Below are 22,540 nucleotides of genomic sequence, written 5' to 3' on the forward strand. Positions count from 1 at the left end.
TTCTTTTTCATCAATTACTAATTGATTGATTGATTTTTCATGGCATTTGCCAAATAAGTACTATTTGCCATATCAAAGGTACTACTTTGCTTTAAAAGTGCTATTATGGTTTTATTTTGGGCAATAACATTTTTTTGTTCAGTGGCCATTTGATTTATCCATATCATATCAGAGTCCGCAATTTTACTGTAATCATTTAAAAAATACCATTCACCTGATTTTTTTACAAGGGTTACAACTTCTACATCCGGTCTCGGATAAGCTATACCATTAAAAAAAGTATTATAGGTACAAACCATGGTTATATAATCTCCATGTCTTTTTTCATTATATACATTAATAAGTTCCAATTTTTTCACTTTGAAAGATGACAATTGTTTTTTTACAGCTACACTTTGTGACATCTTAGAATTCAAAAAAAACCCACTTAAAAATGTAGAATCTTTTGATACCTCGCTACTATAATATTCTTTAACTGTTGCCTCTGGATTTTGCCTAGTATATATTGAAGCCGCCTTTTTCTCAGCGGCTATATTTGTCTTAGTATTAGAACTTTCACTACATCCGGTAAAAATCAATGTGGTTACTGCTACTGTAAAAATTACTTTTAAAATTATTTTTTTCACTTTTGAGCACTTCCATTCTAAATATATAATTCTACTAACAAGTGAATTTTACATCAAAAATATATGTATGTAAATGGATAATTTATTATGAATATATTAAATTATCAAACTTTGGATATACATAGTGATTTTAGGCTCATATTACTTAATATAAATGCTGCATTATAAAAAATAGCTTGTTTCACCTAAAATATCACTGCTGTTTTAGCAAGTTTTCTGATAACAACAAATATTTTTCACATAAAGCAGTTTTATCTTGTTTTAAATAAATCAAAGCTAATTTATTATAAATTATATTTAAATCTTTTTTGTTTTCATGTTCTATCAATAAATCTGCCATCTCAATATACACATTTACTAATTTATCAATATTTTTTAGACTACCATATATATCAGCTAAAATATAATTACCTTTTATTAAATATTGTATATCATTATATTGTTTAGCATATTTTAAACCTAATTCTACACTTTTAATTGCATCTACAAATATATTCTGCTTTAAAAATACAATTGATTTTTCAATAAGGGTATGACTTAATAGTGATTTATCTATTTTGCTTATTATTTCTTCTGCCATCTCAAAATATTTTATACTCTCCGTAAAATCATTTTTATAACAATAGTTCAAGCCAAGATTGTTATACACATAACTAATAAAAACATTATCCTTATCCAAACTTTTTTCAAGTAATGTCTTATAAATATCTATTGCCTTATCGTAATTTCCTTTAGATTCATAACAGTTTGCCTGAATGTTATAAGCATGATTGTAGTAATAATCATCCACATTAGCAACAACCAAGTATTTTTCAATAGTTTCTAAAGCTAAATCTATTCTATTTAAATATCTATAGCAATTTGCCAAACCGTATAAACACAATTTCTGAGTTTTTACATCATCATATACAAAAGAGTAATATTGGCTAAGATTATAATACACAATCGCAGTATCATACTTAAAATCATTGGTCTTACATAAACCCATTTTCAGATAAATTTCTGCTAATTTTTCATTTCTCTGCATACTTTTATATATTTTTATAGCTTGTTCATAACCTGCACAAGCCTCTTCAAAATTTCTTTTTTTAGAAAAAATTTGCCCGATTTTTATATAAGTCTCAGCTTTAACCCTTAATAGATCAAATTCTTCTGCTAACTTAAAAACCTCTCTAATTGAAGCTTCGGTTATATCATCATTTTTAAGTTTATTTAAGCAGTATAATTCCGCATCTTCATTAGGTGTGCGCATTAAATAGTCTTCATCAATGTTTAAAATTGTATTAAGCTCATCAGCTTTTTGGTTAAATTTTTCAGATAGTTTTGAAGCCATATCATAGGTTATGTCTCGCCTATCAGCTTCTATCATGCTTATAAGACCTTTGGTGATCTTTTCACTTTGCAAATCTTCTTGAGTCAAGCTAAGCTGGTTTCTTAGTGTTCTTATTTTCTCACCAGACGATAAAAATTTCATCACATCACCTTAATTCATTATATTTTATGTCATCAGTATACAATAAATTGCAAATACTAGCAACTTATTTTTACAAATTATTCAATAGAATCTAAAATATATAGAATCTTTAGGCACAATAATTATGACAGGAGTACTGAATTTAGTTCTCCACCAAGTATTATTACAAAAGAACTTACTAATAGCCAAAGCATTAGTATTATTACTGCTCCAAGTCCTCCATATATTTTTGAATAATTAGAAAAATTATTTATGTAAAAAGAAAAAGCTAAAGAAGATACTATCCAACCCAAAGACGAGAGAATAGCTCCTGGAAGAACAGATTTTAGACTATGTTTTTTGCAGGGACCATAAATATAAAGAAATGAAAAAACTACTGTAGTAATCAGCACCATAAAAATATATCTCACCACATACCATAATATTTTAAATTTAGTTCCGATGCCAAGCCAAGTTAATAAAATATGCCCACTAGCTTCTCCAAATACAAGAAAAATCACTACTATAACTATAATTATTGCCAGGGTAATAGTTAAAATTACAGCTGTAATTTGAGAAACTATAAAATTTCTACATTCCTTTTCATTATAAGCCTTATTTAAACCCTTTATAACAGCATTTAAACCAGTGGAAGCTGACCACATGGTGAATAGAATACTAAAAGATAAAATGCCGCTATTTCTAGTAAATTTAACCTCTGAGATAGTTTTGCTTAAAAGCCCATATACTTCTATGGGTACAAAACTCCTAAGATTGTTCATAATATCACTAACTTTAATATTACTATAACCTACTAAAGTAATTATAAATATTAGGAATGGAAAAACTGCCAATAGAAGACTATATGCAAGCTGAGAGGAAATAGCTAAAATATCATCCTCAACCGATTTTTTTATAAGTCTATAAATAATACTTTTTATTTTTATTAAGGAAACCAACATATTGTTCACCCTTTTATTTTTTAGATGCTTTATGGTTATTTTGCTTGAAAATCAACTTAATATACTTAACCCAAACTAGAAAATATATTTATTTTTCTTTAAGTTCGCCCTTATCAATGATAAAAACTCTATGGCAAATATCTAGTGCTGTAGTTCTATGAGTAATAATTATACAGGTAGGTGCTGGTTTTAAATTTTTAATAGTTTCTAAAACCTGTATTTCAGTGTTAGCGTCTAAAGCTGAAGTACACTCGTCCAGTAACAATATTGGTGTTTTATGTAGTAGTGCTCTAGCTATTGCTAATCTCTGTGCTTGTCCCTCTGATAAGCCCATGCCCCTTTCTCCTAATACTGCATTAAAACCAGCAGGATTGCTTTTTATAAAGTCAAAGGCACAAACCGATTTTGTAGCCATTTCCAATTCTTCTTCCGTGGCACTAAGGTTTCCAAATAGAAGATTCTCTCTTATGGTTCCTGAAAACAAAGTGTTCCCTTGTGGAACATAAGAAATAAGTTTTCTTGTTGCTACGCTTACAGGGATATTCTTATTACCATGTTTAATGTATATATTTCCTTTTTCAGCATCTACTAATGCTAATAAAAGATTAATAAATGTAGTTTTTCCTTCTCCTGAAGGTCCTACTAATGCTACGGTTTCTCCTTGCTTAATATTTACTGAAATATTTTTTAAAATCGGCTTATTCTTTTTATATGAAAACCATACATTTTCATATATTATTCCTGCCTCTTGAACTTTATCACATTTAATGTCTGTATCTTCAGCATCTAAATTCTCAAATTGTTGTAATCTTTCAGCAGAACCAATTGCCGCTATAACTTGAGGCAATAGCATTGCCATGCCAGAGATGGGTCCCTGAATATTTCCTATAAGACTAATCATTGCAGTAAGGGAACCAAAGGTTGTAGCTTTATTATAAAGTTTAAATGTTCCCCAACCAAAAACCAAAAAATAATTTATCCAAAACCCTGATATCATAATACTATTAGCAAAAGCAGCAATTTTAGCCCTGGCAATAGTTAAATCTAATCTTTCCTTTTGCAAGTTTTTTACGGCTTTTATATTTGTTTCTTCTAAACAAAAAGTTTTTACTATAATCATGTTTTGTATAGATTCGTTTAAAAAAGATCTGTATCTTGACTCAATTTCTTGGAATTTAAGATACATTTTTTTTAATCTAGATGAAAGGTATTTACTCACTATTATAGTTATTGGTGAAACAATAATTAAAATTACTCCCAGTACTGGTTCTAAAAATAAAAAGGCAATGAATGAACCTATAAGTAACACGACTAAAGATATTAAAGTAGGAATAGTGTTAGTTATAATGTTGGTTATTGCATCAACATCACTAGTCATTCTAGTTAATACATCACCACTATGATATTTAGTAAACTCTAACCATTTTATCCCCATTATTTTTTTATAGAAACTTTGCTGTAAACTATTTGTTAATTGAATATTGAATCTTGCAGTTATTATTGAAACTACTGCTCTCATTAATAATTCTAAAATTATTGTCATTGCAAAAATACCCATAAGCTCAAACATCATCTGTAAATTTCTAGATGTAGCTGAATCAATTAGTTGTTTTGAAAGAAGCGCACGGAGAATATCTATAAGCGAAGTTACTACCCCTAAGACAATAATAATAACTAAATATTTTATAAAAGGCTTTACATTAACAAATATCCACTTAATACTTTTCCATAAATTTTTCACTACAATATCGCCCCTTTACTGTAGTTTCAATAATTTCTATTTGTTCCACTATAGTGTAGCCTTCCTTTGGTCTCATAATTTTATATACGTCAACATTTTTTGCTATTTGAATGCATTTTTTTAAATAGGACGGATCCATTCCAATGTAATTAATAAGACCAAACCTAAATATATTTTTGAATATAATATTCAGCCTTTCCATTCCAGTAATATTTATAACTTTCACTTCTTCTATATCATTAGCACTTAATTCATATATTGCTTTTAATTTGCATGGTTCTTTTCTAAATTTTTTTGTGATTGGTATAGCATACTTATTTCTATCTTCATCAATTTTTCTAATATTATGTTCATCACTATATTGGAATTTTTCAACAGCGTCGGAGCAAAGTTTTTGTTGAGGATACCCTGGCATAATCATCAAATTATTTTGATGATCTTCACCTATAACAGAAACATCATCAGCTAAAAAATCATACCCCTTTTCTCTAAGTGCTGCAGTTAATGTTGATTTACCCGACCCACTGCACCCTGTTAATATTATGCCTTTTTCATTTATTACTACAGAACCTCCATGAATAGCTATACTATTTCTTTTAATTAATAGCATACCTAGCGCACTACCTAATAGAAATGTTTTAACATATTGTTCCTCTGCTCCTTTAAAAAGTTCAACTTGAATTGTATTAACATCTTTAACATAGTAAGTTGCTACTTTTTTTATTGAAAACCAAATTTGCTCTTTTTCAAAACAATGATCTTTTCCCTCTTTAATAGCATTTTTAATATTTGCTCGTAATTTAACACAAGAAATTATTACATCTGGAACTTCTTCTTTATCATAAACCACAAGTTCCGGTAATGAAATTTGCGATTGTACTATAAGTCCATATACTAAATATGTATGTTTTAAAATAAAATTGTTATCCATAATAGTTTCTCCAATAATTTTTATTGTTTTATTAGGCATCATCAATGAAACATGTCCCAAAAATACGTTTATTCTTGGGACATGTTTTTTTGATAAATTATCTAATTATGAGAATGAATAAAACGTAAATTTACCCTGTTGATAAGTTGCGTCTGATTTCGATGTAACTTTTGTACCATATTCAGTATTTTCTACTCCTAATTCATTAATTTTTGGCTCTACCCATTGCTGTTTTTGCATTTAAATCACCTCCTTTCATAGCCTTTTAAAAATCTTGCAAAAACTAATATAATAAACAATCTTCTTAAACTTTCTTCATTTTCCTCTACTAAATCTTCACCTATTTGCTCTAATTCTTTTTTTGCTTTTTCTAAGTCAACATATTTTGTGATTAACCCTTCTGGTTTAAATAGCTTATTCAATTCAATCTTAATATCCTTCCAATAAGGCTTAAGTCTTTCTATCCAATCGGCACTTTGAACACCATGCTTTGATGTATTAAGTCTTATTTTATCTGGCAAAATACCTTTTAAGGCTCGTCTAATTAAAAGTCTCTCTTTTCCATCTTTCACAAACTCCTGACTTGGCACACTTAAACAAAATTCAATTACTCTTTTATCCCTGGAGGGATCTCTTATAGTGACTCTATTTGCTAGTGTAAGTTTTGTTTCTATAGTAGCTATATGAGAAAACGCTAAAGGATCAACCATGTATTTATGGTTTTGCTGCAAATCGTAATATCTTTCTACTGGATCATTATAGCCTTCTTTACTAAATCTCTCTTTAACCTTCCATTTTTCCAAAAGCTCCTTACTAATCATTACGGAAGAAAACTTATCATAATTTGGGTTAGTAATATTACTACTCACTATTTTTCTTATTCTATAAGGGGTTAATACCCTAAGAATAATGTTCCAGATTTTCTTTTTGGGCATCCTTACTTCTTTACTTAATGCATCTACTTCTCTTATTAATGTTATGATTTTTCCTTTTTTAAATAAAGTTTTAGCATGTATAGTAAACTCTCCATAAGAAATGGTGCTGTTACCAGATTGGCCATTGAGCAAAATGTTACATCCTTCTTCATATGCTTTTTTAACAAAATTATTGTACCAAAATATATTTTGAAATATTTTATATGGTTGTTCCAATATATTTACAAAGTCGTCAATACCTAAAAATGAATTATAATTTTCACTTTTACAATACTCTATGCTTATATTGTCATAAGCATCACTAATGGTTTTTATATATTCGCTTTCATTTGTCAAAAAACATTTTTGCAATTTACTCTTGTATTCATCAATGGGAATAGAACTAAATGCTTTTAATTTTTCACCAGTTTTAGCTAATTTTTTTGCTGCAATGCAAGCAATTGAACTTGAATCTAGTCCTCCACTAAGCATTATAGCAACTTTTCCAGCACTTCTAACTCTACAATTTACTGCTTCAAAAAATACTTTTCTAAAAGCTTCATCATATTGCTCCGAAGACGAAAATTTTAATTGTTTAATGTTCTCAAGTGGTTTCCAATAACATTTTTCAGTTAACCCATTCTCAGTAACTGTAATAGTACTTGCAGGCTGAAGTTGAAAAACGTCCTCATATACAGTTTCTTTACTTTCAATTGCATGTAGTATTCCATCTAATGCTAAATAATCTGTAATCCATCTTTCATTTAATTGCAATTTCTTAAAGGCAAAAAGTGGATTTATTATTGTGCTAAAAGCAAAGATGTTATCCTTTTTATAATAATATAAAGTTCTTTTACCCACATGATCTCTAGCACAAAATAATTTGTTTTTATCTTTGTCCCAAATTATAAATGCGAAATCACCAATGAGATGCTTCGGGCTATCCTCCTGCCATTTTTCATAGGCTGAAAGTATAAGTTCACTATCTGTGGTCTTGTCCCAAATTTCCGGCACAATGTTAAATATCTCTAAAAGTTGTTGTCTGTTATCAATAATAGCATCTGCGGTAATTAATAATTTATAATTATTATCATACCTTGGTAATTCCTCTAAATAGGACTCTGGTGTGTTATATTGCGTGCCACAACCAAAATACAAATGACTTAGCTTAATACATTTTAATTTATCAAAGGAATAAATTTTAATATTATCTACCATTTTAGAACTATATTCATTTTCAACTTCTTTTGAATCAATATTATATATTCCAAATATTGCTGCCACTACTTATTCCTCCTAGGGTAGTTTGCAAATCTTGCCACCTCTTTAAATGCCACCATTTCCCTTTCTCCAGTGATTATTTTTTGTCCGCTACGAATCCATGCATGTGCAAGCAATGTTTTGTTTTCATTTTTTGCCAGTCCTAAATATACAGTGCTACTTATTTTGCGTTTTACTAGCATTCTTTGTGCTGTGAGTGCTTTAACTAGGCACTTACTTTCCCATGGAGTTCTAGTGCTTGCTTCTCCAACTGCCCATGCAACTTTAGAAACAACTTGTTTTTCAATATCCGTTATTTCCATTGTTGTTTCTTCTTTATATTTACCACAAATTGAAGCTAATTTTTTAAATGGTACAAATAAAATAGCAAACCTAACCAAACCAGAAATAAAAAATGCTTCAAACAAATATGCTTTATCATTCCAAGATAACTTTACAATTTTTTTTATTTTCCTAGGTAGATGTAATAAGTTCATCCTCTAGCAACCTTTCCAAAAATTTAAATACTGAATTTTCACAACTTTTTTCATCTACATCAAATTGTTTTAAAAGTTCCAATATTATTTCTCCCGCAGAAATTGGATTTTCAGCTAATTTCCATATCTGACTTCCCACAGGATTAAAATTATAATATTTCCCTTTGTCTATATCCATCATAACTACTTCACCATCTAAATCAGTTGTATCTAATCCTTTTTTCTGAACAATAATTGTTGAACAATATATTGAATTTTCTTTTGACATACACATGCTCACATCCTTAAAGATAACTTTTATTTATCATTTATCATTTATTATTTATACATATTATCCCATGTATTGTTTAATTTGTCACTACGGTTATTGAAAAATATTGTTATGTTTTACATTATTTTCATATGAGTATAAAATCGTTTTATCATTTATGGTATTGTAAAATTGTCATTTATAGTTTAAAATGTCATTATATTTCAAATAATAATTATTAAAATAATTTTATAGGTGGTATTCAGCGTGAAAAAAAGCAAAAAAAAATTTCTCATATTCTCAACAATTCTAACTTTATTTTTCTCTACATATTTATGGAAAATTTTCATAAATAATAACAATAACAATTTAATAACCGTGTACCCCTCTGAAAATTTATCCGTTCTTAAAAACCCAGGGAAAGGTTTTATGTTTTACAGTTCAAAAAATATTGAACCAACCTTAGTTAGCTCTAGTGTATGGAAAGCTACATCCGTTGGTTATATTAGATGTAATTGGAGTAATTTAGAACCCAGTGAAGGCAAATACAATTGGGAGCTAATAGATAATAGCATTAGAATATGTGCTGAGAAAGGAAACACAGTAGCTCTAGCCGTTATGCCCGCAAGCATAAATTCAGATACCTCCTACTCACAGGCAACTCCTTTATGGGTATTTGATGCTGGAGCGAAATATACTACTGAGAATGTAAACTCCCAAGCTGTGCAAATAAAAATTCCTGTTTGGAATGATTCAGTATACAAAGCTAAACTTCAAAATCTTATTACAGCAATAAAAAATAGATATGATAATAATAGAAATATAGCTTACTTTGATATTCGTTCTTATGGAAATTGGGGAGAGTGGCATCTTGGTAACTTACCGCACAGCTCTCCCTTATCCTTAACTGATCAAGAAACTTTGATTAATATGTGGAAAGGTTTTTCAAAACCAATAATGCTGCCCACTAATTCAAGTGGAGTTAACCCTACTGACGCAATAAAATATGCAACAGATTCAAATATCTCTGGGATACGCCGTGATGGTTGTTTAAACCCAAAGAACACTACTGCAGCGTTATCACTTTTATATTGTTACAACAAATTTCCTTCTACAGCTGAATGGAGAGATAGTTATTCTTCTATGATAAATAGTGGAACATGGAATCCACTTTTGTTTGAGGAAACTCTAGTGCAAGGTAAACCTTCCTATATGGGTCTAAGTCAGTGGGATGAAAATAAATTCTATAGTCAGCAAAAAACTTTAGTTGATAGATGGCTAAATCGTATTGGTTATTGGTTTAAGCTAACAAAAGTAACCTATCCAAGAAATTTAGGAAATGGCAGCAGCAGTTCCATAAGTTTTACCGTTAAAAATGACGGCACTGCACCATTTTATCCAAATAGGTCTAATAAGGGTTACGTAAAGTTAGCTTTATTAGATAGTTCAAACAATATTCTTTGTACAACTTCATTAAATAGAGTTAACCCTTATAATTGGAAACCAAATCAATACAATAATGAATCAGCAGATTTTTCTTTCCCTTATTACGCTAAAGCTTCTAAAATAGCATTTGGAGTGTTTAGTAGTAACTCATTAGCAAACCCCGATGTTAAACTAGGAAATGGAGCTGGACTATCTAACAATTGGTATATATTAAGCAATATGTCTAGAGACGAACCTAATGCAATATCAAACAATAAAATTTACACCTCTTCAAGTGAATTTGCCGATCCAACCTTTGGTTTTAGAGAAGCAAGAGCTGCTTTTGATGGAAATGCGGCAACTAGGTGGGAGGCAAATTCCAAAGCAGCAGGTGAATGGCTTGAAGTTAATTTGGGAGCAAGTGAATCTTTTTCAAGTGTTTATTTAAAAGAAAATGCTGCATCTATAACGGGCTTTACAATCCAGTATTATAATGGGACTACATGGAAAACAGCTTGCAAAGGAACATCTATTGGCATAGCTGGTAAAACAATTAAATTTGCTACTGAAGCTGGAACAAAGGTTAGAATATATATTACTTCCTGCAATGCCAATCCAAATTTAGATGAGTTTACTGTAAATAAATCTTAATTTAAAACAAATTATGACGATTTGATATTTGATATTATCCATCTGTACTTACCATTTTTAGTTCTTTCAATATCCTTAACAAATTGAATATCAATTTTCATAAGCTTACCAAATATATTTTCTAGGTCAGTAACTAAAGTGTTTTTTTCCATTAGTTTTAATTTGTCATTTACCACTAATTTTACTATAATGTGCTCCGAATCTGTTTGAATGAGCTGTGATTTAAGCACATTATCCTGGGGCTTAAAAGCGAATGTTACTACAGATGGACTAATCCATCTTCCATCAGGAGTATAAAGCATATCCTCATTTTTAGTTTCAATTGGATATATTTTTCTGTGGCATCTGCCACATTTACATTTGTCTTTGTTTAATTTAGCATAATCATTAGTAACATACCTTATTAATGGCATTACCTTATTATTAAGTGTTGTTCCAACAATTATACCTTCTGTTTTATTTAATTTTCCATTATTAACAAACTCAGTTACACCATATTCTTCATTCAAGTGCAATCCATCATGTTCTTCACATTCGCTAGCTGATACAACTCTCTCAGCCATACCGTAAAAATCCCATATACTGCACTGAAAAGCCTTTTGAATTTCACCTTTCTCATGTAAATAGAGAGGCTCTGAAGAAGTAAATATAGCATCTAATTTATAGATTATATTGTTTTTATTCATATATTTTGCAAGAACATATAAAGTTGAAGGGTAGCCTTGAAAAAACTTAGGTTTAAATTTGATAATCTCTTCTATATAGTATGGAAGATTTTCCTCAGACAAATGAAAAGATGATAACAAAAGTTGATTTTGAAAAATATTGTATAGGCTAAATTTATTATTTGTTTTATTATTAAATAAACGCTGTCCTCTTAATGTGCATATTTTATCACCTTTCTTATATCCAGCCCAAATCCAATGGCGACGGATAGTTGCATTTTCAAAATTTATAGAATACAAATCACGATAGAAATGTGCTGGCGTACCTGTGGTTCCGCTTGTATATCCTAAATTGAGTAATTTTTTGTTAGCCTTAACTGATAACAACTTATTAAAGTTTTGTTTTATATCTTCTTTGTATAGCAATGGTATTTTCCATAAATCGTCTATAGATTTAATATCATATGGTTCTAGCTTTATACTTTTAAATTTCTCATTATAATAAGGTATGTAATTATATGCAATATTTATTATTTCTTTTAACTTTTCATTTTGCATTTCTTTTATCTCAGCTAAAGAATATTGCTGACTCTTTTCTAATCCATCTAGAATCTCTTGAAATGACTTACCTTCTCTTAAAATATTGTTTCTTAGCCCAGTTAAATTTGTTTTAATTATATCTATCAAGACTAATTACCTCCTTCCTTAATTTAATCCGTTTGAAAATTTTAGCCATCTCCCTTAACTGAATATTTGTATTATATTAACACCTATCCTAGGATTACTATTTTGTATAGTTCTAACAACCTATTGGTATTTGCCTCTATATCAAATGTTGAGATTGCTTTACTATAAGCACTTTTACTAAAATTTTTTCTCATATCTATATTGTTTAGTAAACTTAGAATATTATTTGATAATTCATATTTATCTCCTGGTTCAATTAAGAATCCGTTGATTTCATTATCAATAATTGTTGGTATTCCCCCTACATCAGAAGCAATAATTGGTATTCCATAACTCATTGCCTCCAATATAGACATTGGCATTCCTTCATTATATGATGGTAAAACATATATTGCCGTTGCTTTCAATACATCATTTACCATTTGCTTGTTAATCCATCCCAATAAAATTACATGTTTATCTAATTGTTTCTTTTTAATCAATTCCTGAACTAAAACTAAATCTCCATCACCTGCTAATACAAATTTTGCTTCTGGATGGATATTGCATATCTCCTTTATAACCTCAAGGACATCAAAAATTCCTTTACGTTTGTCCAGTCTTCCTAGTAATGTTATATTCTTTGAATTTAAATCATAATAATTAATTTCAGGCACTTTTATAGCATTAAATAGCACATAAACAGGTACCTTACAATATTTCCTTATATTTTGTTCCCATTCATCACTCAATGCTATTATATAATTCGCTGAATTTAAAATTTTTGTAATATTAACCTTTTGTTTTTCATTTGATTCCTTATAATAAAAGTTATTGAACTCAGCTCCATGCATATGTAAAATTATCTTTTTTCTAAAAATTTTTGCTATTTTAACTATTATACTTTTTCTATAAAAACTATTTCTAGATGCCATATGAATATGAACTATATCTATTTTTTTTAAACAAAGTATCCTAAATAAATTCAAATATGCAAGTATAGCATAGACAAACTTAATAAGTTTATTGCCATCAATAGTAGTAGCTAAATAATATAATTTAACTTTATTTACTAAATCAGATTCATAATAGTTATTAACAACTGTTGAAATTCCTCCTCGAACTTTTCTATGAGGTCCAACCATTAATATATTCATATTTGCCTCCAATTGTCTTCAATTTAACCATTTTAGACTTTTACTTAAGATTCAACCAATTTAAAAGTTCAAGTTGAGTTTTAGAAATATGACCTATTATTTTTATGATTTTTATTTTTTCTATTAAGCCGTGGTCTCTTCTAAAAGCACCAAATATAGCTCTGTGCATCCATGCTATAGGCAATAGCATAGGATGTTTTTTTGCATAAGTATACTTTTGTGATAATTCTCCCTTGCAAGGTAAGAGGGCTCTTAGGGATCTTTTAAATTTACTTTTTGCATATATTCCACTTTTTGAATTAACATATAATTTTTCTAATCTTTCATATTTCTCATCTGAATTTTTGTATCCAATTACATCATTACATAACATTTTACTTATAAATAAATTTAAGTAGAAAATATCCTGAGTTTGCTGAAATTTACCCATCCATGGCTCATTTATATTAAATAACATTTTGCATGCAGCTAAAATTACAGAAGTAAACTTTAGAATTCCGCATTGCTCAAGTTTATTGTAAACTACATCCCAATTAATATAGGAGCTTCTATTTTTTATTATGAAAAGAACATCTATAAATTGCCTAAGACCAAAACCGGAACTTGTAAAATGAATAGCCATATGTAAAACTGTATATACAAATTCATTTTCATAGGAAAGATCGTACACAGGTGTCCCATAGGAGTTATTTATTATTAGTCCAGTTCTAACATCTTTTTCGAAGGAATCTGAATCTTTCACAAAACCAATTTTCTCCAAAGTCCAATGAATTTCCACGGCAAAATATTTATCATATATAAATTTGTAATGTATAGGACTTTGATTTTCCTCCTCTTCGGTAAAACCCATACTGATCAAAATTTTTCTAGCTTTATTTATATTCTTTGCTTCTAATAAAAGATCCCCATCAGACATTACTCTAAGTTCTGGTTTAGGGTATAGATTTCTAAGGGTTAATCCTTTTAAAACTACTACATTTATATGTTCATCATTAAAATTCTTAAATACTTTTTTAATTTGCTCTATATGGTTAACTTGGAGAAGATTGCTCAAAAACACTTGTTGCTTCCATGTTTTTAATACTTCTTTATTTATACCTAAATGTAATTCTAGCTTCTTTGTAGCATAATATATTAGTGGGCTTAGGTTATGGATACTTGCAAATTCAATTACTTCTGGCCACTTTAAAGTTGGTATTTCAATTTTATTTTCATATTTCATAAATATCTCATCTTTTAATATTTCAATCACAATGTTTTCAATGTAATCCATACTTACCCCTCTTACCATAATATGTTAATATGAATTTATTTTTCATAACTTTTTTCTTCGCAAAATCCATAAAAAGATTTTCTTTAAACAATATTAAGATGAGTATATAGCAAATCATACCAGCAGCTATTTGTATAAAATTTGTTGTTTTACAAGCTCCAAGAATTGACCCAATTATCCTAACTAAAGCAAACATGAATATTGAAGCTATAATATATTTGTATATCTCTTTAACCTGATTTAAAATATTAAATTCATTCCTTATTACCCATAACTGCGCTATTACAACAGACCATTCGGCTGCAACAGACGCTATGGAAGTTCCAAATGCTTGATAACGTGGTATTAAGATTAAATTTAATACAAAATTCACAATAGCTCCTAAAATCACAGTAAGTGTAAATTCTTTATTTTTATTTATTGGTACTAAATATTGAGTGCCAAAAACTGCACTCCAGGATATTGCTAAAATTATTGGACTTATTATAACCATAAGTTTAATTACAATTAAAAATTTCGAACCCATAAACCAAGGTACTAATTCATATGAAATACCTATTAAACCAAATAAAACAGGAAGAGAAACACCAGTTGAAAAGATAAATGATTTGGCCAAATAATCTTTTAACTTTTTATTATCTCCCTTTGCATAAGTGTTTGCCATTCTTGGAAGCATAACAGTTGACATGGATGTAACTATTACTAATACCATCTTTACAAGCTTTTGTGATTGATCATAAAACGCAACTTGTGTTACATTTGTTAAAACTCCAAGCATAGTTTTATCTAATATAGCGTAAATTGATATGGCTATTTGGGGCATAAATAATTTTAGCGCAGGAATTACATGCTTTTTTATCTTAAGTTCACTAATTTTAGGTTTAAATACAATTTTAGGAAGATATAATAGCATTATTGCTTGTCCCAAAAATCCAAAGAAAGAATATATAAATACATATTTCCATAAATCATCTATTGTTTTAACAAAAGCAAAAACACATATTACACCTGCTATTTTAAATATCAAGTTTCTGGTAACTGTCTTTTTAAAATCTTCTAACCCCATAAATAGCCAAGATATATCAATTGCTGTAGAAAGTATTGAGATAGATTGGAAAATATATATTATTTTATATTTATTGTTAATACAGAATAGAAGAAAAAATATAATATATGATACTATGCTCAAACTAAATATGAGAAAAAATATTTCCCAAAATTCTTTGCTCATTTCTTCTTTATCATCTCTTTTATAAGCAATTGTTCTATTACCATATAAACTCAACCCTATAGTTCCAAACAATATGAAATATTGAACGTTATTACCTGTAAAAGCATTAATCCCTACACCCTTTGGACCTAAAACTCTAGAAACATATGGAACTGTTATAAATGGTATAATTAAAGCTATTATTTGATAAGTAACATTATAAAAATAATTTTTTGCAACACTTCTACTCATTTTACTCCTCTAACTTTCTATTCAAATTATTGTTTGGTATATTTCCATTAGTTCTTTTTCATGCTCATCAGGTGTCTTAGTTCTAACAATGTTTTTCTTTAATCTATTTATTTCATTAAAATCCAAATTATTTATATATTCAATTACTTTATTTATTTCCTCTTCATCATATGGGTTAAATAAATATCCATTATCATTATTTACAAAGTCAGGAATACCTCCCATTTTTGTTCCAATAATCGGTTTTCCATTGTTAAGAAGTTCCATAACCACTTGAGGAGCATTATCTTCCCAAATTGGAATAACAAGACCCAGATCAATTTGCTCTAAAATATTCGCCAAATCTTGCTGTTTATATGGACCCCAGTTATTAAGTTTAGTGCCATTAAAAAGTTTTTCATAGACTCCACTACATCTACCATAGAAGTTAAATTTAATATCTTCTCTATTTATTTTGCCTAATATTTTGAATAATAAATCTGCTCCTTTGTGCTTAGACAGTGTACCTATCATACCTATATTTATTTCCTTTTTCCAATTGTCTTGTATTTTAAATGGCCTAAATTCTTCAGCAGAATAATTTCCAATATGTACGACTTTATAATTTCCTTTAATTCCTGCCTCTTTATATATTTCTTCAACTCGATTTGATACAGGCAATAACAATTTTGCATTTTCAAGTAACATTTTGAATTTGTAATATCTTTCATCCGTAATACTTTGCTGAATATTCATCCTATTTATACGCACTTTTTTTAGTATCTTATCTACTAATTTAATTTGCTCTGTTCTTGATATACAGTTTCTACATTTTCTTTTATCATAATCGCTACATAAATTTCCATTGTAATTGAGCAAAATTATTCTAGTACAAATGAAAAAATAATCATGCAAACTAATAATATAATTGTTGTATTCGCTTAATACATCAACTATCTCCCAATCTATATCAAGCATCATATGAATATGGATTAAATCAAATTTTTTTACTTTTATATATTCTTTTAGTTTTTTTAATGCTTTTTTGTCTTTAGCTTTCCCCAAATAAGGCAATTTAACTTTAGTTTCATATTCATAATATTCAAAAGGGTAATGGTCTTTTTTATTATCACCACCTCCAACTACACTAACTTGGTTATTAATTGACTGCTTTTCAGCTAGCATTCTAACATAATTAGTAATACCACCTTGAAAAGACAATGGATATCCAGTACACAAATGTAATATTTTCAAATTATTTTTCACCACCTAATGAATTTTCACATTTACTTACAAATTCATTTATAACTGATTCATCAACTATTTCATATAAAAGTGCAATATTATCACATATAAATTTTTCATTAATAGTATTTAAATCAACTTCTAGTAATTTTTTAATTTTTTGCTGTTCAAAACGATACTTAATAACTTTAGCGGGGTTTCCTCCTACAATAGCATAGGGTGGAACACTCTTTGTTACAACACTACCTGCTGCTATAACAGCTCCTTTTCCAACTGTAACTCCTGATAATATTATTGAATTAAAACCTATCCACACGTCATCTTGTACTATTATAGGACCTTTAGTTTGAGCCTCTTCTCCTCTATTAAGAATTTGATTCTTAAATGGAAACATAAGTAATGTATTATAATTATGATTTCCTCCAAGTAAAAATCTTACATTTGAAGCTATGCAAACAAAATTACCAATAGTAAGAAATTCGTTATCAGCACCCCAACTTGTTACATTCAGGCCTCCATAACTCATCTTTCCAACTTTAACTATTTCATTATTAAAAATATTTAAAGCTTCTGTTTTGTTATGTTTATTTAATTTTCTCCATTTCTTTTTAAATAAATAAGAATCAAACTTTCTTTTAATCAATTTTTTCCCCCCACAATAATACATCACCTTACTTTTATCTTTCTAAAATTTTTTTCTTATTAAAATAATCATAGCCACCAAAATTTTTCCTATACTCTGCTTTGGTTACCCTATTAAACACCACACCTAGAACATTAGCATTAGCTTTATTCAAATATTCTTTAGTTTTTTTCAAATTCACCAAATCGGAACTCCCTGAGCGCACAACTAAAAATGAAGCATTAGCATTTGATGCGATAATATAGCCATCTGTAACACTACTTAGTGCTGGTGTGTCAAATATTAATAAATCATATTTTTCATTAGCTTCACTTATAAATTGTTTGAATTCATTTGAAGATAATAATTCAACTGGTTTTACAACTTTTACTCCAGAAGGTAAATAATTTAAATTTTCAATGTTTGTGTCTACTATTACATCCTTTAAATATAATCCTTCTATTAGATAATCTGACAACCCCTTCTCTGAATCTTCTCCAAGCCTCTTGCCCCTGACTGGCTTTCTCAAATCTGTATCAACTAGTAGAACTTTCATTCCGCTCCTAGCTACATTTATAGCAAAATTTATAGCGACTGTAGTCTTTCCTTCCTTTGGATTAACACTAAGCACTGCTATATTTTTATATTTTTTATCTACGTTACTAAAAGTAAAATTAGCTTTCAAAAATGAATATGCCTCTTCTACAACTTTATTTTTGGGATTATATAATTGAAAATTTTTAGTTTTCATAAGTCCCTCCTATTTTATATTCATTTTCGGAATTATTCCGATTATGCCATAACCGAGTCCAATTTCAATATCCTCAACTGTCTTTGCAGTTTTATCCTTATGTGCAATAACTACAACAATACCGCTAGCAATTAAAAATGATGCAAGGAAAACAATTAGCACAAGCGTAGATGTTCCTCTTGGTACTGGACTGTTAGGTATTTGTGCATTATCAATGCTACTTAATGTGCTTTGACCTGTTAATTTAGCCATTTTATCTATTAAAGCCTGTGAAAATGCATTAGCTAAATCTTTTGCTCTTGTAGCATTGTTATCTATTACTGAAATTTCTACTACATTTGATTGATCTGCTAGTGATAAACTAACCTGTGAACTTAATTCATCAGTTGTAATATTTCTTAAGCCTAATTTATTAATAACGGTTCTAACTACGTCATCACCCTTTATTATTTCACTGTAATCTTTACTGAATTGCTGACCAACTAAAACGTTGCTATAATTTACTGAACCTTGTGCGTTATTTTGAGGTAAACTTCCACTTTTAGCTATAGCATATACTGTTGCTGTTGCTTTATAGCTTTTGATGTTGTTATGCTTTAAATATAGCACCGATCCCCCTGTAGACAATAAAACTATTAATGCAATTAACCAAGCCTTTTTAATTATTTCATTAATAATTCTTCTTTCACTCAATCTCCATTCCTCCAATTTATATGAATCTTTATTTGTTTTTCTAACATAATCTATACTTACAATTGTAAGCAAAATTACAATATTAAATGGTTCATATACTATATCAAAAAGTGTTAAACTAGTTGCAACTAAATAAACAAAATAACAAATAGCAAAATAATTTTTAGTTTTTAAAATAGAATATAGTAATTTACCTACTAGTGCAATAAGCCATAGGATTCCTGCAATGCCATAATAAAATACAAAAGAATATATGCCAATATCATCTAAGTAATATTTGTATTGAGTTCCAATATCATTTAATATGCCAGCAAAGTTATTGTTATAAAAACCTCTTCCAAAAATTGGTGTTTTTATATACTGTGTCATAAAATACTTAACTTCATTTACTCTTACCAAATAATTCCCACTATTACTTCCAACTTCCTTTAGTGACAGTTGTAAATATTTATCGATTGTATTGCTTAAAATTGTTAATGTTAATAAACATAAAAATATAGTTGCATAAAATATTTTGAATTTACTCCATTTGGTTTGAATTAAAGCTATTAGTATTATTGCTATTACTATACCTATCAGCGCCATTCTAGTTTTATTAATAAAAACAAAATAAAATAATTCTATACAAATTATTAAAATATTTAATTTTTTATTTTCCTTAGAATTAAGTATCCAGTCTATACTTAGAAAAAGACTTAAAAGAACAACTGATCCACCAACATTTAGTCTAGTATCTCCAAATCTTTCAGCAACACTTACTACCATAAAGTTAATTTTACCTAACAAAATGTATTGTAGAATAACTAATAAGCTTTGAATAAAACCGTAATATATTAATAGTTTTTTTATTCTAACCAAATTATTATTATTTTTTAATAAATATGTCATTAGAGGAAAATATAATAAATATATAAATAAATACTTTTGTGCTTGAACTCCTTTTATAATAGGTTGTCCATAAATAATATTTGTACTAATACTTGCAATTAATATTAATAACATAAATAGTAATATTTGATTTTTAAATTTTAAATCTTGTAGATTAATTTTCTTTATGTTAATAGTAAAAGGTATTAACATTAGAACTAGTAAAAATATAGTTATATTGCCAGTATTAAATCTATTATTTTCACTCATATATAAAAATGGAGTTATAATACGGAAAAAATTATTATAAAAAAGTAGCAGTAGAAAAAAAACAACTTCAAACTTACTTAATTTAACCATCTTTAGCTCCTCTACGTTTTTTTAGGTATAAGCTAATTTTGCCAATACATTTTTATATATTCCGAGTATTGTTCAAAAGTGCGTTCCTTTTCATAGGTAAATACAAATATTAAAAAATAGAATACTTTGAACAGTAAAAATTTACAAGTTTTCCTAGTTGTTTTAAAGTAAAATAACATTCCATTGTCAAATATTTTCTTTTTATTATCGCTTAGCTTTAGGCTTTTACCTTCTAAGTGAATAATTTTAGGTTCGCTAATAATATATCTGTTTTTATTTAAATTATTTAATCTAAACTGAAGTTCTGTTTCTTCAAAATACATAAAAAATCTACGGTTAAATCCTCCTAATGCTTTAAAAAGTTCCTTTTCCATAAATAGATCAGCGCCAGTAATGTAATCCACCTTTTTTATTCCTAAATTAGTTCTTTGTTTATTTTCATTACAATTTTGTTTCACTGATCTGAATTTTTTTAAATAACTATAAAAAATTAAATTTTTAATTACAACTTTAAACCTTTCTTTTAATATAGCCCTCATGCTAGGAAAAGTACTATAAGAATGAATTACAACTCCTTTTGAATCTCTAAGCCAACTACCTAAAGCTCCAATATTTTTAGCTTGTCCAAAGCTTTCAAAATACTTGTAAAAGTAAGATACTGCGTCATTATCTAAAACTGTATCTGAATTAAGAAATAGAACATACTTTCCCTTGCTACGAGTTGCTCCAATATTATTTGCTCTCCCAAAACCAACATTATCATTATTTTCAATTAATATTACTTTTGGAAATTGTTTTTTTATATAATCACAACTATCATCTGCTGAGTTATTATCTACTACGATTATTTCATAGTTTATTTCTAGGGTATTTTTAATTATTGAGTTTATACAATCTACAATCAATTGTCTAGTATTGTAATTTACAATTATTATGGAAACATATATCATAATTTCACCTACGTCCTACTCTTTACTTATAAATTTTTCAATTTCTTTAGCAAAGGTTATAACAGAAAAGTGTTCTTTAAAATATGCATCAATACTCCCCACCATTCCCTTGTACTTTTTATCATTATTTAAAAGTTCATATACATTATCACCTAGATTTTTAGCAGAAATATTATCTATAACTATTCCGTTAACATAGTTAACTATGTACTCTTTAAAAGCTCCAACACTGCTGGCAATAACTGGTTTGTTATAATAATTTGCAGTTTGTATTGTTTGAGTTCCTGTAGCATCTCTATATGGAAGTACAACAAGCTTTGAAGTTTTAATTAATTTTGCCAATTCATAATCCTCAACATAACTATTGAAAAATTTTATTTGTCCACGATTTTCATTAATTAACCTTTTAATATCTTCCGATTCCGGACCCTTTCCAACAATGGCTAATTTCAGATCGTAATTATATTGTTCCTTGATATATTTTACACTTTCTAATAATGTGTCAATTCCCTTATATATTTCAATTCTACCAAAGAAAATGCAATCATATTCACAAGGAACATTAGCTTTCCTTATTTCTTCAAACTCCATGTTTTTCATTTCTGGTAACCAAATCACTTTAGAAAACTTATTGTATTTTTTCATTACAATATTTCTACCTTCCTCATAGGAAACAATCAATCCTTTAGCTTTTTTAACTATAAAAGCATCTAGAATCCTTCTAATTAACTTAATTTTTAATCTTTCACCTGAATGAACTTTAGGATCATGAATATAAATAAATGCATCTAATTTAAAAATGCTAATAAGCAATTTAAAGTAAATTACATAATTACTTGTACAAAAGAAAAATATCTTGTTAATTTTTTCAGTTTTGCAAACCTTAAATAATTTAAATACTAGCTTAATTAACTCATACCTATACCCAATTTTTCTATGGCAAGTAAATATTTCTTGTATCTTTTGTTTATATTCATCACAAAATTCATTAATATCATATACTGATGGTATAACTACTACACTTTCTTTTTTATTACCTAAGTATTGGATTAATTGCTTGTAACAATCTGATACTGCATGAATTTCATTACTGGCATAGACGTAAAGTACCATTAAATACACCTCAAATATCACACTTAT

20 protein-coding genes are annotated in these 22,540 nt (G+C 28.2%); 1 reads left to right on the forward strand and 19 read right to left on the reverse strand.

The genetic code is table 11. The annotated features are described in order from the left end of the window. Positions 1-17: 17 nt before the first annotated feature. The 9 genes from BR66_RS0108385 to BR66_RS0108425 all read right to left on the reverse strand — a co-directional run bounded on the left by BR66_RS0108385 (position 18) and on the right by BR66_RS0108425 (position 8,652). A complete protein-coding gene (locus tag BR66_RS0108385; protein ID WP_026882520.1) occupies positions 18-626 on the reverse strand; it encodes a hypothetical protein in 609 nt (202 codons plus the stop codon). A 193-nt stretch (positions 627-819) separates the two neighbouring features. After that, positions 820-2,100 carry a tetratricopeptide repeat protein gene (locus tag BR66_RS0108390; protein ID WP_026882521.1) on the reverse strand — a complete coding sequence of 427 codons (1,281 nt, stop codon included), beginning with the start codon at positions 2,098-2,100 and terminating at the stop codon, positions 820-822. A 122-nt stretch (positions 2,101-2,222) separates the two neighbouring features. After that, positions 2,223-3,041, reverse strand: coding sequence for a YihY/virulence factor BrkB family protein (locus BR66_RS0108395; protein ID WP_026882522.1), 819 nt, complete (start codon positions 3,039-3,041; stop codon positions 2,223-2,225). 88 nt (positions 3,042-3,129) lie between these two features. After that, a complete protein-coding gene (locus BR66_RS0108400) occupies positions 3,130-4,782 on the reverse strand; it encodes an ABC transporter ATP-binding protein (protein ID WP_084156417.1) in 1,653 nt (550 codons plus the stop codon). After that, positions 4,757-5,713: a phosphoenolpyruvate carboxykinase (ATP) gene (locus BR66_RS0108405; protein WP_051624152.1), complete on the reverse strand. Its 957-nt coding sequence runs from the start codon at positions 5,711-5,713 to the stop codon at positions 4,757-4,759. The genes BR66_RS0108400 and BR66_RS0108405 overlap by 26 nt, the downstream gene beginning before the upstream one ends. A gap of 105 nt (positions 5,714-5,818) precedes the next feature. Continuing rightward, on the reverse strand, positions 5,819-5,953 hold the full coding sequence (locus BR66_RS26615) for a hypothetical protein (RefSeq protein WP_278246805.1): 135 nt from the start codon (positions 5,951-5,953) through the stop codon (positions 5,819-5,821). Positions 5,954-5,958: 5 nt separating this feature from the next. After that, entirely contained in the window at positions 5,959-7,911 is a 1,953-nt protein-coding gene (locus BR66_RS0108415) for an asparagine synthase-related protein (RefSeq protein ID WP_026882525.1), read from the reverse strand. Next, on the reverse strand, positions 7,911-8,384 hold the full coding sequence (locus BR66_RS0108420) for a lasso peptide biosynthesis B2 protein (protein ID WP_026882526.1): 474 nt from the start codon (positions 8,382-8,384) through the stop codon (positions 7,911-7,913). Before BR66_RS0108420 ends, BR66_RS0108415 begins: the two co-directional genes overlap by 1 nt. Then, positions 8,362-8,652, reverse strand: a complete 291-nt coding sequence (locus BR66_RS0108425) for a lasso peptide biosynthesis PqqD family chaperone (RefSeq protein WP_026882527.1) — start codon at positions 8,650-8,652, stop codon at positions 8,362-8,364. The genes BR66_RS0108420 and BR66_RS0108425 overlap by 23 nt, the downstream gene beginning before the upstream one ends. Before the next feature lie 411 nt (positions 8,653-9,063). On the opposite strand from BR66_RS0108425, the gene BR66_RS0108430 reads away from it, so the two are divergent. Beyond that, positions 9,064-10,710 carry a discoidin domain-containing protein gene (locus BR66_RS0108430; protein WP_156946260.1) on the forward strand — a complete coding sequence of 549 codons (1,647 nt, stop codon included), beginning with the start codon at positions 9,064-9,066 and terminating at the stop codon, positions 10,708-10,710. An 11-nt stretch (positions 10,711-10,721) separates the two neighbouring features. Here BR66_RS0108430 and BR66_RS0108435 read toward each other — a convergent pair whose 3' ends face one another. The 10 genes from BR66_RS0108435 to BR66_RS0108480 form a co-directional block, all read right to left on the reverse strand. Then, positions 10,722-12,062, reverse strand: a complete 1,341-nt coding sequence (locus BR66_RS0108435; RefSeq protein ID WP_026882529.1) for a phenylacetate--CoA ligase family protein — start codon at positions 12,060-12,062, stop codon at positions 10,722-10,724. Between the two features lie 83 nt (positions 12,063-12,145). After that, positions 12,146-13,198 (reverse strand): glycosyltransferase family 4 protein, encoded by a 1,053-nt coding sequence (locus BR66_RS0108440; protein WP_026882530.1) that lies wholly within the window; start codon positions 13,196-13,198, stop codon positions 12,146-12,148. A gap of 40 nt (positions 13,199-13,238) precedes the next feature. Beyond that, the gene (locus BR66_RS0108445; RefSeq protein WP_026882531.1) at positions 13,239-14,471 is read right to left on the reverse strand and encodes a nucleotidyltransferase domain-containing protein; all 1,233 of its coding nucleotides are present in this window, start codon (positions 14,469-14,471) and stop codon (positions 13,239-13,241) included. Beyond that, positions 14,458-15,933, reverse strand: coding sequence for a flippase (locus BR66_RS0108450; protein WP_026882532.1), 1,476 nt, complete (start codon positions 15,931-15,933; stop codon positions 14,458-14,460). The genes BR66_RS0108445 and BR66_RS0108450 overlap by 14 nt, the downstream gene beginning before the upstream one ends. 21 nt (positions 15,934-15,954) lie before the next feature. Beyond that, positions 15,955-17,166 (reverse strand): glycosyltransferase, encoded by a 1,212-nt coding sequence (locus BR66_RS0108455; RefSeq protein ID WP_026882533.1) that lies wholly within the window; start codon positions 17,164-17,166, stop codon positions 15,955-15,957. A 1-nt stretch (position 17,167) separates the two neighbouring features. Further along, positions 17,168-17,800 (reverse strand): CatB-related O-acetyltransferase, encoded by a 633-nt coding sequence (locus tag BR66_RS26620; RefSeq protein ID WP_026882534.1) that lies wholly within the window; start codon positions 17,798-17,800, stop codon positions 17,168-17,170. 34 nt (positions 17,801-17,834) lie between these two features. Next, complete coding sequence (locus tag BR66_RS23445; protein WP_035795830.1) at positions 17,835-18,530, reverse strand: CpsD/CapB family tyrosine-protein kinase; 696 nt, start codon at positions 18,528-18,530, stop codon at positions 17,835-17,837. Between the two features lie 9 nt (positions 18,531-18,539). After that, positions 18,540-20,450 (reverse strand): YveK family protein, encoded by a 1,911-nt coding sequence (locus BR66_RS0108470; protein WP_026882535.1) that lies wholly within the window; start codon positions 20,448-20,450, stop codon positions 18,540-18,542. Positions 20,451-20,482: 32 nt separating this feature from the next. Then, positions 20,483-21,400 (reverse strand): glycosyltransferase family 2 protein, encoded by a 918-nt coding sequence (locus BR66_RS0108475; RefSeq protein ID WP_035795832.1) that lies wholly within the window; start codon positions 21,398-21,400, stop codon positions 20,483-20,485. 15 nt (positions 21,401-21,415) lie between these two features. Then, entirely contained in the window at positions 21,416-22,513 is a 1,098-nt protein-coding gene (locus BR66_RS0108480; protein WP_026882537.1) for a glycosyltransferase, read from the reverse strand. Positions 22,514-22,540: the final 27 nt, after the last annotated feature.

The sequence above is a fragment of the Clostridium akagii DSM 12554 genome, from assembly GCF_000686725.1.
Taxonomy (GTDB): Bacteria; Bacillota; Clostridia; order Clostridiales; family Clostridiaceae; genus Clostridium_I; species Clostridium_I akagii.